General features: G+C 58.1%; 10 protein-coding genes. 5 read left to right on the forward strand and 5 right to left on the reverse strand.

Annotation, left to right across the window (positions count from 1 at the left end; genetic code table 11):
- Positions 1 to 3: 3 nt before the first annotated feature.
- Positions 4 to 972: an NADH oxidoreductase gene (hcr, locus tag FN633_RS06155; RefSeq protein ID WP_154058841.1), complete on the reverse strand. Its 969-nt coding sequence runs from the start codon at positions 970 to 972 to the stop codon at positions 4 to 6.
- A gap of 10 nt (positions 973 to 982) precedes the next feature.
- Positions 983 to 2,635 carry a hydroxylamine reductase gene (gene hcp, locus FN633_RS06160; RefSeq protein WP_154057107.1) on the reverse strand — a complete coding sequence of 551 codons (1,653 nt, stop codon included), beginning with the start codon at positions 2,633 to 2,635 and terminating at the stop codon, positions 983 to 985.
- A 213-nt stretch (positions 2,636 to 2,848) separates the two neighbouring features.
- Here hcp and FN633_RS06165 point away from each other — a divergent pair, with 213 nt between their 5' ends.
- From FN633_RS06165 to macB, 3 genes are all read left to right on the forward strand, one after another.
- Positions 2,849 to 4,507: an ATP-dependent endonuclease gene (locus FN633_RS06165; protein WP_154057108.1), complete on the forward strand. Its 1,659-nt coding sequence runs from the start codon at positions 2,849 to 2,851 to the stop codon at positions 4,505 to 4,507.
- A 96-nt stretch (positions 4,508 to 4,603) separates the two neighbouring features.
- Positions 4,604 to 5,719, forward strand: coding sequence for a macrolide transporter subunit MacA (macA, locus tag FN633_RS06170; protein ID WP_154057109.1), 1,116 nt, complete (start codon positions 4,604 to 4,606; stop codon positions 5,717 to 5,719).
- The gene (gene macB, locus FN633_RS06175) at positions 5,716 to 7,659 is read left to right on the forward strand and encodes a macrolide ABC transporter ATP-binding protein/permease MacB (RefSeq protein WP_154057110.1); all 1,944 of its coding nucleotides are present in this window, start codon (positions 5,716 to 5,718) and stop codon (positions 7,657 to 7,659) included. The genes macA and macB overlap by 4 nt, the downstream gene beginning before the upstream one ends.
- Positions 7,660 to 7,727: 68 nt before the next feature.
- On the opposite strand, the gene cspD is transcribed toward macB, so the two are convergent.
- A complete protein-coding gene (cspD, locus tag FN633_RS06180; RefSeq protein ID WP_154057111.1) occupies positions 7,728 to 7,967 on the reverse strand; it encodes a cold shock-like protein CspD in 240 nt (79 codons plus the stop codon).
- A 329-nt stretch (positions 7,968 to 8,296) separates the two neighbouring features.
- Between cspD and clpS the strand changes: the two genes are divergently transcribed.
- Entirely contained in the window at positions 8,297 to 8,617 is a 321-nt protein-coding gene (gene clpS, locus FN633_RS06185; RefSeq protein ID WP_042392390.1) for an ATP-dependent Clp protease adapter ClpS, read from the forward strand.
- A 28-nt stretch (positions 8,618 to 8,645) separates the two neighbouring features.
- The gene (gene clpA, locus FN633_RS06190) at positions 8,646 to 10,922 is read left to right on the forward strand and encodes an ATP-dependent Clp protease ATP-binding subunit ClpA (protein WP_154057112.1); all 2,277 of its coding nucleotides are present in this window, start codon (positions 8,646 to 8,648) and stop codon (positions 10,920 to 10,922) included.
- Positions 10,923 to 11,012: 90 nt separating this feature from the next.
- Here clpA and infA read toward each other — a convergent pair whose 3' ends face one another.
- Complete coding sequence (infA, locus tag FN633_RS06195) at positions 11,013 to 11,231, reverse strand: translation initiation factor IF-1 (RefSeq protein WP_002211347.1); 219 nt, start codon at positions 11,229 to 11,231, stop codon at positions 11,013 to 11,015.
- Between the two features lie 284 nt (positions 11,232 to 11,515).
- On the reverse strand, positions 11,516 to 11,921 hold a 406-nt coding region (aat, locus tag FN633_RS06200; RefSeq protein WP_154058842.1), incomplete at its 5' end, for a leucyl/phenylalanyl-tRNA--protein transferase.

Consider the following 11,921-nt stretch of genomic DNA (forward strand, 5'->3'; position numbering starts at 1 on the left):
TATTCAGGCAAGAACCAACTCACTCTCTGGCTGGCAGGAGCAGGCCAGCACGTAGCCCTCTGCAACCTCAGCGTCCGTCAGCGTCATGGTGCTGGTCACCGAATACTCTCCGGAAACCACCTTCGTCTTACAGCAGCCGCACACGCCCGCCCGGCAGGCTACGTTAACCGGGACTTTGTTGCTCTCCATCGCCTCCAGCAGGGTAGTGCCGACTGGCGCGTAGAACTCCCGCGCCAGCTGCAGGGCGCTGATCTTCAGCCCGCTGCTGGCCGCTGCCGATGCCGGGACAAAGAACTGCTCTTTGTAGAAGCGCGTTACGCCCAGCGATTTCACCGTGCTTTCCACCCACTCCATATAGGGGGCAGGGCCGCAGGTCATCACGGTACGCGAGGCGAGATCCGGCACGCGCTGGAGCAGCTCGGCGGTCAGCCGACCGGGAATAAACCCTAAGGTGGCGTCATGCTCTGCCAGCAGGGTAACCGGATAGTCACGCCACTCGTCGGCGAAGATGACATCCTGCGGTGAGCGCACGCTGAAGATAGTCTGCACGTCAGCCTGCGGGCGGTATTTCGCCAGCCAGCGGCGCATCGACATAATCGGCGTAACGCCGCAGCCTGCTGCCAGCAGCAGCACCCGGTCGCCAGGCTTATCGTCACAGGTAAACTCACCCTGGGCGTCAGAGAGCCAGATATAGTCCCCGCGCTTCACCTCCCGCGTCAGCCACTGCGAGCCTACTCCGTCGTCAAGACGGCGAACGGTCAGCGTAATGTACTCGCTCACCCCCGGCGTGGAGGAGAGCGTATAGGCGCGCAGGGTATCGGCGGCGTTGCCGATGCTGACCAGCGCATACTGTCCGGCACGGTACGGATAGTAGTCGTGGCACAGCAGGGAGAGCGTCCAGACATCCGGCGTCTCCTGATGAATATGGTGAACCTGCATCCGCCACGGGCACTGTGAGGTTGGCATCGTCATCATCTCCTCCTTACGCGCTCAGCAGCTGCTGCATATCTTGTTCAACGGTGGTGACCGAACGCAGGCCAAACTTCTCGTTCAGCACCGCCAGCAGATCCGGGGTCAAGAAGCCCGGTGCGGTTGGACCGGTAACGATATTGGTGACGCCCAGCGAGAGCAGGGTCAGCAGGATGACAATCGCTTTCTGCTCGAACCACGAGAGTACCAGCGACAGGGGCAGGTCGTTGACCCCGCAGCCCAGCTTCTCTGCGAGGGTCACTGCCAGAATAATCGCTGAGTAGGCATCGTTGCACTGTCCGGCATCCAAGAGGCGCGGCAGCCCTTCGATGTTGCCGAAGTCGAGCTTGTTAAAGCGATACTTACCGCAGGCCAGGGTCAGGATCAGGCAGTCGTCCGGCACGCTGGTGGCGAAATCGGTAAAGTAGCTACGCTCCCCGCGCGCGCCGTCGCAGCCGCCTACCAGGAAGATGTGGCGCAGCTTCTCCCGGCTCACCAGGTCGATCAGCGTATCGGCCGCGCCGAGCAGGGTCTGGCGGCCAAAGCCGACGGTGATCAGGTGTTCAATTTCGCTGTAGGGGAAGCCCGCCATCTGCTGGGCCTGGGCGATCACCGGCGCAAAATCATCGCCTTCGAGGTGGCTAACGCCCGGCCAGCCGACGATGCTGCGGGTCCAGATACGATCGTCATAGGCACCCGGGGCCGGGTCAATGATGCAGTTGGAGGTCATTACGATCGGGCCAGGGAAGCGGGCAAACTCTACCTGCTGGTTCTGCCAGCCGCTGCCGTAGTTACCTACCAGATGTTTGTACTTACGCAGCTCCGGATAGCCATGCGCCGGCAGCATCTCGCCGTGGGTATAGACGTTCACGCCTGTGCCCTCGGTCTGCTGCAGCAGGTTGTGCAGATCCTTCAGATCGTGGCCGGAGATCAGAATACATTTCCCGGCTACCGCCTTGACGTTAACCTGGGTCGGAGTCGGATGACCATAGGCGCTGGTCTCCCCGGCGTCGAGGATGCTCATCACCTTGAAGTTCATCTGCCCGATCTCCATCGCACACTCTAGCAGGGCATTCATATCCGCTGGCCAGGTGCCGAGCCACGCCATGATTTTATGGTACTGGGCGTAGATGGCGTTGTCGTACTGGCCGAGCACGTGGGCATGCTCCATGTAGGCCGCCGCACCTTTCAGGCCGTAGAGGCAGAGCAGGCGCAGGCCAAGAATATTGTCGCCGATTTCGGCTTTGTCTTTGTTCGGGGTAAAGACCGCAGCCTGACGCTGAAGCTCGCCCAGGTCGTCGCTGACCAACTGTAATCCCGCCATCGGGTTATCAACGGAAGCGTCCGGATCGATGCTCAGGCACAGCGCTTTCAGCGCCTCGCGTTTGGCGATGGCTTCCTGGGCATAGCCAACGATGCGCGGTGAATCAAAGTTCACGTTAGTCAGGGTGGAGAAAAAGGCGCGCGGGGCGAAGCTATCGATCTCATGATCGATCACATCGTAATTGCGGGCTTTGAGCGCCCAGGCGGACAAGCCTTGCAGCGCTGCGATCAAGAGATCCTGTAGATCAGAGGTCTCTGCGGTTTTACCGCACATACCCTGCGCATAGGAGCAGCCGTTGCCAGCCGGGGTACGGATAGTTTGTTCACATTGCACACAAAACATAGTCACACCTTTAAAGTTATATTTTAAATACATGTTTAAGATTATTCCCCGGCGAAAGGTGGTGAAAGCGATATTTATGCTATCTGCAGGGAGATTGATTTAGCGCAATTTTGCTGAGGGACGACTCACCCTAAAGGGGTAGCAAGGGAAAGAATGTCGTTAAGCATCCCGCAAATTTATGTAATTATTAAAAATCACTCTGTGGGAGGCGAAATGCGACTTGAGCGGGTAGAGATTGTAGGGTTTCGCGGCATCAATCGTTTGTCGCTGATGCTAGAGCACAATAACGTTCTGATAGGGGAAAATGCGTGGGGGAAATCGAGCCTGCTGGACGCGCTCACGCTTCTGCTTTCACCGGAAACGGATCTGTATACGTTTACCCGCAATGACTTCTGGTTTCCACCTGGTGATCTCCAGGGTCGCGATCGCCACCTGCATATTATTCTGACCTTTTGTGAAGCCGAGCCGGGTAACTATCGCGCCCGTCGTTATCGCCCGTTGGCCAACTGTATGGCAGAAGGAGCGGATGGTTATCGGCGTATTTTCTACCGCCTCGAAGCAGAGCAGACCCATGAGAGCCATGTCACCACCCGGCGCAGTTTTCTTGATGCCGAAGGCCAGACGCTGGCGCTGACGGAAGCCGATGATCTGGCACGGCACCTGGTCCGGCTGATGCCGGTTCTGCGTCTGCGCGATGCCCGTTTTATGCGCCGTATTCGCAACGGCAGCGTGCCGGATCTGCCGGAGGTAGACATCACCGCCCGTCAGCTCGACGTGCTGGCTCACGATCTGGTTTCGCGTCCGCAGAACCTCAGCGACGGGCAGATCCGCCAGGGGCTATCGGCGATGGTGCAACTGCTGGAGCACTATTTTGCCGAGCAGGGCACCGGTGAATCGCGCCAGCGCCTGATGCGCCGCCGCTCCCACGATGAGCAGCGTAGCTGGCGCTATCTCGATATCATCAACCGGATGATCGACCGGCCCGGCGGCCGCAGCCATCGGGTGATCCTGCTGGGCCTGTTTGCCACCCTGTTAAAAGCCAAGGGGGCCGTGCAGTTGGACAGGGACGCGCGCCCGCTGCTGCTGATCGAAGATCCCGAGACGCGCCTGCACCCGATTATGCTCTCGGTGGCCTGGCACCTGCTCAACCTGCTGCCGCTCCAGCGCATCACCACCACTAACTCCGGAGAGCTGCTCTCTCTGACGCCCGTCGAGCATCTCTGTCGGCTGGTGCGCGAGGCCTCTCGGGTTGCTGCCTGGCGGCTGGGGCCGGGCGGGCTGAGCGCGGAGGATGGCCGCCGTATCGCCTTTCATATTCGCGCCAACCGTCCCTCGTCGCTCTTTGCCCGCTGCTGGCTGCTGGTGGAGGGGGAGACCGAGACCTGGACCATCAGCGAGCTGGCCCGCCAGTGCGGACACCACTTTGATGCTGAAGGGATTAAGGTGATTGAGTTTGCTCAGTCCGGCCTTAAGCCGCTGGTTAAGTTTGCCCGCCGGATGGGCATCGCGTGGCATGTGCTGGTCGACGGCGATGAGGCGGGGAAAAAATACGCCGCCACGGTGCGCAGCCTGCTCGATAATGACAAGGCTCAGGAGCGAGAGCATTTAACGGTGCTGCCCGCCCTTGATATGGAGCATTTTATGTACCGTCAGGGCTTTGCCGACGTCTACCACCGCGTGGCCGAGCTGCCGGAGGGGATCCGCATGAACGAGCGGCGGGTGATCGTTAAAGCGATCCACCGCTCCTCGAAGCCGGATCTAGCCATCGAGGTAGCGCTGGAGGCGGGACGGCGCGGCGTCGAGGCGGTGCCGCCGCTGCTGCGCAGCATGTTCTCCCGCGTGCTGTGGCTGGCGCGAGGGCGGGCAGACTAATCCTGAAACGTCGAGGCAAAAAAAGAGAGGGTTTCAGCGGCAGGCGGTTCATATAGAATTGTTTCAGTGTAGCCAGGTTAACTATCCGGAATTTTTATGAATCTTAAGGGAAAACGCAGGAAGATTTACGTCGCGCTGGCGCTGCTCCTGCTGATCGTCGCCATCTGGGGATGGCAGAAGCTCAATGCGCCGATCGCGCAATACCAGACGCTGATTGTCCGGCCTGGAGAGCTTCAGCAGAGCGTGCTGGCGACAGGCAAGCTGGATGCTTTGCGCAAGGTTGACGTAGGTGCCCAGGTGAGCGGGCAGCTAAAAACCCTGTCAGTTAACATCGGCGACAAGGTGAAAAAGGATCAGCTGCTGGGGGTGATCGATCCCGAGCAGGCGCAGAACCAGATCCGTGAAGTAGAGGCGACGCTGATGGAGTTGCGCGCCCAGCGCCGTCAGGCGGAGGCGGAGAAGCAACTGGCGGCGGTAACGCTCTCCCGTCAGCAGCAGCTGGCAAAGACCCAGGCGGTATCGCGTCAGGATCTCGACAGCGCCGCCACCGAACTGGCGGTAAAAGAGGCGCAGACCGGCACTATCGAGGCGCAGATCAAGCGTAACCAGGCTACCCTCGACACGGCAAAAACCAACCTCGACTACACGCGGATTATCGCCCCGATGGCGGGCGAAGTGACGCAGATTACAACTCTGCAAGGCCAGACGGTGATCGCTGCCCAGCAGGCACCGAACATTCTCACCCTGGCGGATATGAGCACCATGCTGGTCAAAGCCCAGGTGTCAGAAGCGGACGTTATTCACCTTAAGCCGGGGCAGAAAGCATGGTTTACCGTGCTGGGGGATCCGCTGACGCGCTACGAAGGGGTGCTGAAGGATATTCTGCCGACGCCGGAGAAGGTCAACGACGCCATCTTCTACTATGCGCGTTTTGAGGTGCCAAACCCGCAGGGGGTGCTGCGTCTGGAGATGACCGCTCAGGTCCATATTCAACTCTCGACGGTGAAAAACGTGCTGACCATTCCGCTGGCGGCGCTGGGTGAACCCATTGGCGATAACCGTTACAAGGTCACGCTACTGCGCAACGGTGAAACCCGCGAGCGCGAGGTGACGCTCGGGGCGCGCAATGACACCGACGCTGAAGTGGTGAAAGGCCTGGAGGAGGGCGATGAGGTCGTCATCGGCCAGGACAACGCCGGAGTTGCACCATGACGACCCTGCTTGAGCTGCGGGATATTCGCCGCAGCTACCCGTCGGGCGAAGGCATGGTCGAGGTGCTGAAAGGCGTCACCCTGGATATCGCCGCCGGTGAGATGGTTGCCATTGTGGGTGCATCCGGCTCCGGTAAATCGACGCTGATGAATATTCTTGGCTGCCTGGATAAACCCACCAGCGGCAGCTACCGGGTGGCGGGGGTGGACGTCGCCACGCTGGATGGTGACGCGCTGGCCCGCCTGCGCCGGGAGCATTTCGGCTTTATCTTCCAGCGCTACCATCTGCTCTCTCACCTGACGGCGGCGCAAAACGTGGAGGTGCCTGCGGTCTACGCTGGCACCGAGCGCAAAGCACGGCTGGCCCGCGCCAACGCGCTGCTTAAGCGGCTGGGGCTGGCGGAGCGGGAGAGCTATCAGCCCTCTCAACTCTCCGGCGGCCAGCAGCAGCGCGTCAGTATTGCCAGGGCGCTGATGAACGGCGGACAGGTGATCCTCGCCGATGAGCCCACCGGGGCGCTGGATAGCCATTCGGGGGAGGAGGTCATGGCCATCCTCCATCAGCTCCGCGATGCGGGCCACACGGTAATTATCGTCACTCACGATCCGCAGGTGGCAGCGCAGGCTGAACGGATCATTGAGATCCGCGACGGCGAGATTATCCGCAATCCGCCGCCTGCCGTGAAGCCGGAAGCCGTCCGCCAGCAGCCCAGCGTGCAGCCCGACAACGGCTGGCAGCAGTTCAGCAGCGGTTTTCGTGAGGCACTGACCATGGCGTGGCGGGCGATGGCGGCCAACAAGATGCGCACCCTGCTGACCATGCTGGGGATTATTATCGGCATCGCCTCGGTGGTGTCGATTGTGGTGGTGGGGGACGCCGCCAAGCAGCTGGTGCTGGCCGATATTCGCGCCATCGGCACTAACACCATTGACGTCTATCCGGGGAAAGATTTCGGCGATGACGATCCGCAGTATCAGCAGGCGCTGAAGTATGACGATCTGATTGCTATCCAGAAACAGCCCTGGGTTCGCTCGGCAACCCCGGCGGTTTCCCAGAACCTGCGCCTGCGCTACGGCGGGACGGATGTGGCCGCCAGCGCGAACGGCGTCAGCGGGCAGTATTTTAACGTCTATGGGATGACCTTCAGCGAGGGGACCACCTTCAACGATCAGCAGCTTTCCGGCCGTGCCCAGGTTGTGATCCTCGACGAGAACACCCGACGTCAGCTCTTCCCGAATAAGGCCAAGGTGGTGGGAGAAATTGTGCTGGTGGGCAACATGCCTGCGACGGTGATCGGCGTAGCCCAGGAGAAGCAGAGCATGTTCGGCAGCAGCAAGATCCTGCGCGTCTGGCTGCCCTATACCACCATGTCCGGACGCATTATGGGCCAGTCGTGGCTGAACTCTATCACCGTGCGGGTGAACGAAGGCTACAGCAGCGAACGGGCTGAACTCCAGCTGACGCGACTGCTTACCCTACGGCACGGCAAAAAAGATTTCTTCACCTGGAACATGGATGGGATCTTGAAAACCGCAGAAAAGACCACACGTACTCTACAGCTGTTCCTGACGCTGGTGGCGGTGATCTCCCTGCTGGTGGGTGGCATCGGCGTGATGAATATTATGCTGGTTTCGGTCACCGAGCGCACCCGGGAGATTGGTATCCGCATGGCGGTCGGGGCGCGTAAAACCGACGTGCTGTCACAGTTTTTGATCGAGGCGGTGCTGGTCTGCCTGGTGGGGGGCGCGTTAGGCGTCTGCCTGTCGATGCTCATCGCCTTTACGCTTCAACTCTTTTTACCCGGCTGGGAGATTGGCTTCTCCCCAATCGCACTGATCACGGCGTTTGTCTGCTCAACCTTTACCGGGGTGCTGTTTGGCTGGCTGCCGGCGCGTAACGCTGCTCGACTCGATCCCGTTGAGGCGCTGGCGCGGGAATAGGGTGATAAAAATGCCAGCGTGTGGCTGGCATTTTAGGTTCAGGATGTACACAATTAAACTAAGCGGCGTCAGGCAACGGCCTCGACCTCGACGAACGCCATCGCTTCAACGGGCACGATGACGCTGGCATGATTGCCTTTCGGCCCCTGGTGTACATCAAACTGGACGGTTTGTCCTGCCTTGAGCGTTCTGTAACCCTCCATCTGGATGGTAGAGTAGTGGGCGAAGATATCTTCGCCGCCGCCCTCAGGGCAGATAAAACCGAACCCTTTAGCGTTGTTGAACCATTTAACAGTACCCGTTTCCATGCTTCGACATCCTTCGTTAATCTTCTTTGAGTAAGATGGAATGAACCGGTGGCAGAGTCTGGGTTTGTTCAAAACCTCGCCAACTCTCGCCTGTACAATTTAGATAAATCGGGGTTAGCGTCAAGCGTTTGGCAGCATCCGGCAGGATGATTCACTCGAAAATTTGAAGCAGTTAACGCTATTGCCTGGGTTTGTGACAGGCCTCGCGAATAGCAATGATAGATGTTAGTTATTTGGATCCTGATGTAGATTCAAAATGCATCTAGACTCAAGTCAACGACAGGGTGCACTCTGTCGGAAATGGCAACCTTAGATGAAAGCGAACAACGATGGGTAAGTCTAATAATTGGCTGGATTTTGACCAATTGACGGCGGATAAGCTGCGCGACGCGCTAAAACCGCCATCTATGTATAAAGTTATGTTAATGAACGATGATTACACGCCGATGGAATTTGTTATTGACGTGCTACAAAAGTTCTTTTCTTATGATGTAGAACGCGCTACGCAATTGATGCTCACGGTTCACTATCACGGGAAAGCCATCTGCGGCATTTTCACTGCTGAAGTAGCAGAGACCAAGGTGGAGATGGTGAACAAATACGCCCGGGAGAACGAACATCCGTTGTTGTGTACGCAGGAACTCGCCTGATTAAGGCAAACTATTGAGGGGGTGCCCAATGCTCAACCAGGAACTGGAACTCAGTTTAAATATGGCTTTCGCCAGAGCGCGCGAGCACCGACATGAGTTTATGACCGTAGAGCACTTATTGCTGGCTCTGCTCAGCAACCCATCGGCTCGCGAGGCGCTTGAGGCGTGCTCTGTCGATCTGGTGGCGCTGCGTCAGGAACTCGAAGCCTTCATCGAACAAACCACACCCGTGCTGCCCGTCAGCGAAGACGAGCGCGATACGCAACCGACGCTCAGCTTCCAGCGTGTACTGCAGCGCGCGGTCTTCCACGTTCAGTCCTCCGGCCGTAGCGAAGTGACCGGCGCGAACGTACTGGTGGCCATCTTTAGCGAACAGGAGTCTCAGGCTGCCTATCTGCTGCGTAAGCATGAGGTGAGCCGTCTCGACGTGGTAAACTTTATCTCCCACGGCACGCGGAAAGATGAACCGAATCAGGCTTCCGAACCCGGCAGCCAGGCAAATCACGAAGAGCAGGCAGGCGGGGAGGAACGTATGGAAAACTTCACCACCAATCTCAATCAGCTTGCTCGTGTCGGCGGCATTGACCCGCTGATCGGTCGCGAAAGGGAGCTTGAGCGAGCTATCCAGGTTCTGTGCCGTCGCCGCAAAAACAACCCGCTGCTGGTGGGTGAATCCGGCGTAGGTAAAACGGCGATTGCGGAAGGCCTTGCCTGGCGTATCGTGCAGGGCGACGTGCCGGAAGTAATGGCCGACTGCACCATCTACTCGCTGGATATTGGCTCGCTGCTGGCCGGGACCAAGTACCGCGGTGACTTTGAGAAACGTTTCAAGGCGCTGCTGAAGCAGCTTGAACAGGACAGCAACAGCATTCTGTTTATCGACGAGATCCACACCATTATCGGGGCGGGTGCCGCGTCGGGTGGTCAGGTCGATGCGGCAAACCTGATCAAACCGCTGCTCTCCAGCGGCAAGATCCGCGTGATGGGCTCTACCACCTATCAAGAGTTCAGCAACATCTTTGAGAAAGACCGTGCTCTGGCGCGTCGCTTCCAGAAAATTGATATCACCGAGCCGTCTGTCGAAGAGACGGTGCAGATTATCAACGGCCTGAAGCCGAAGTATGAAGCGCACCATGACGTGCGTTATACCGCAAAAGCGGTGCGTGCAGCGGTAGAGCTGGCGGTGAAATACATTAACGATCGCCATCTGCCGGATAAGGCTATCGACGTGATTGACGAGGCGGGGGCGCGTGCGCGTCTGATGCCGGTCAGCAAGCGTAAAAAAACCATCAACGTGGCGGATATCGAAACGGTGGTGGCCCGCATCGCGCGTATTCCTGAGAAGAGCGTTTCCCAGAGCGATCGCGATACGCTGAAGAGCCTCGGCGAGCGCCTGAAAATGCTGGTCTTTGGTCAGGATAAGGCCATTGAGGCCTTAACCGAAGCCATTAAGATGAGCCGCGCCGGACTCGGCCAGGATCATAAGCCGGTGGGCTCGTTCCTGTTTGCCGGACCGACCGGGGTCGGTAAAACCGAAGTTACGGTTCAGCTCTCCAAAGCGCTGGGTATTGAGCTGCTGCGCTTTGATATGTCCGAGTATATGGAGCGTCATACCGTAAGCCGCCTGATTGGTGCGCCTCCGGGATACGTTGGCTTCGATCAGGGCGGGCTGTTAACGGACGCGGTGATCAAGCATCCGCATGCGGTACTGCTGCTCGATGAGATTGAGAAGGCGCACCCGGACGTCTTTAACCTGCTGCTGCAGGTGATGGATAACGGCACGCTGACCGATAACAACGGGCGCAAGGCGGACTTCCGTAACGTAGTACTGGTGATGACGACCAACGCCGGGGTACGTGAAACCGAGCGTAAATCCATCGGCCTGATCCATCAGGACAACAGCACCGATGCGATGGAAGAGATCAAAAAGATCTTTACGCCGGAGTTCCGTAACCGTCTCGACAACATTATCTGGTTCGATCACCTCTCTACCGACGTTATTCATCAGGTGGTCGATAAGTTTATCGTCGAGCTTCAGGTGCAGCTGGATCAGAAAGGTGTCTCGCTGGAGGTCAGTCAGGAAGCACGCGACTGGCTGGCAGAGAAGGGCTACGATCGCGCCATGGGTGCACGTCCAATGGCACGTGTGATTCAGGACAACCTGAAAAAACCGCTGGCCAACGAACTGCTGTTTGGTTCGCTGGTGGACGGTGGTCAGGTAACGGTCGAGCTGGATACAGAGAAAAACGAGCTGGTTTACGGCTTCCAGGGTGCGCAGAAGCACAAGCCGGAAGCGGCGCATTAATCTCTCACTCACGCCAATAAAAAAGGCCGGGATAATTCCCGGCCTTTTACTATTCATAATCTGTGCAATTACCGCACAGCAGCGATGCGATTAGCGACTACGGAAGACAATGCGGCCTTTGCTCAGGTCGTACGGGGTCAGCTCAACAGTCACTTTGTCGCCCGTCAGAATGCGGATATAGTTTTTACGCATTTTACCGGAGATATGCGCAGTTACCACGTGACCGTTTTCCAGTTCTACGCGAAACATGGTATTAGGCAACGTATCAAGTACGGTACCCTGCATTTCAATATTGTCTTCTTTGGCCATCTAGTCCTCGGGGGTATCACTACCAAAATTTTTGAACCGGCAAGATAATGCCGAAGTTCGTCTGTTAAGTAAAGATTTGTGCTTATAAAACGCAGCAAAGTAACCTTGGCGTATTACCCTCGCGCCAGCGAAGCGGCGCAAAACGCGCAAACCTAAGGGGGAGCGATAAGATAAACGATGGGCGTTACCTGATTCGAGCTATTCCCAAGCGGCGGCGGGGCAACAGGCAGAAGCTACTCTGCGCCGCTATTATAGCACTCTGAAAGAAAATATGCCGAAAACATTCACGGGCCTGGCGTAAATAAGGTGCGCGGCAGCCAGCAGCGTGGAGAAAGCGGCTGGTGAAGCAGACGCTCCAGATGCTGCAGGTATTCCCGACGCGGCATTTCACCCACGCCCAGCGAGGCAGTATGCTCATTCAACACCTGACAGTCGATCAGCTCGCCCCCCTGACGCAAGAACTCCGCGCAGAACACCAGCAGGGCGGTTTTTGAGGCGTTGACCCGGCGGCTGAACATCGATTCGCCGCAGAACAGCGCCCCCTGAGCAACGCCGTACATGCCGCCAACCAGCTCCTCTCCCTCCCAGACCTCGATAGAGTGAGCATGGCCCAGCTCGTGGAGTCGATGGTAGGCCAGCATGACGGCAGGCGTGATCCAGGTACCTTCATAGCGGTCGGTCGCGCAGCCC

Origin of the sequence: Pseudescherichia vulneris, assembly GCF_902164725.1 — a bacterium.
Classification (GTDB): domain Bacteria; phylum Pseudomonadota; class Gammaproteobacteria; order Enterobacterales; family Enterobacteriaceae; genus Pseudescherichia; species Pseudescherichia vulneris.

Bases quoted from the DNA above. Each gene is read 5' to 3' on its own strand.
- hcr (WP_154058841.1), bottom strand. From the start codon at position 972: ATGACGATGCCAACCTCACAGTGCCCGTGGCGGATGCAGGTTCACCAT.
- hcp (WP_154057107.1), bottom strand. From the start codon at position 2,635: ATGTTTTGTGTGCAATGTGAACAAACTATCCGTACCCCGGCTGGCAAC.
- FN633_RS06165 (WP_154057108.1), top strand. From the start codon at position 2,849: ATGCGACTTGAGCGGGTAGAGATTGTAGGGTTTCGCGGCATCAATCGT.
- macA (WP_154057109.1), top strand. From the start codon at position 4,604: ATGAATCTTAAGGGAAAACGCAGGAAGATTTACGTCGCGCTGGCGCTG.
- macB (WP_154057110.1), top strand. From the start codon at position 5,716: ATGACGACCCTGCTTGAGCTGCGGGATATTCGCCGCAGCTACCCGTCG.
- cspD (WP_154057111.1), bottom strand. From the start codon at position 7,967: ATGGAAACGGGTACTGTTAAATGGTTCAACAACGCTAAAGGGTTCGGT.
- clpS (WP_042392390.1), top strand. From the start codon at position 8,297: ATGGGTAAGTCTAATAATTGGCTGGATTTTGACCAATTGACGGCGGAT.
- clpA (WP_154057112.1), top strand. From the start codon at position 8,646: ATGCTCAACCAGGAACTGGAACTCAGTTTAAATATGGCTTTCGCCAGA.
- infA (WP_002211347.1), bottom strand. From the start codon at position 11,231: ATGGCCAAAGAAGACAATATTGAAATGCAGGGTACCGTACTTGATACG.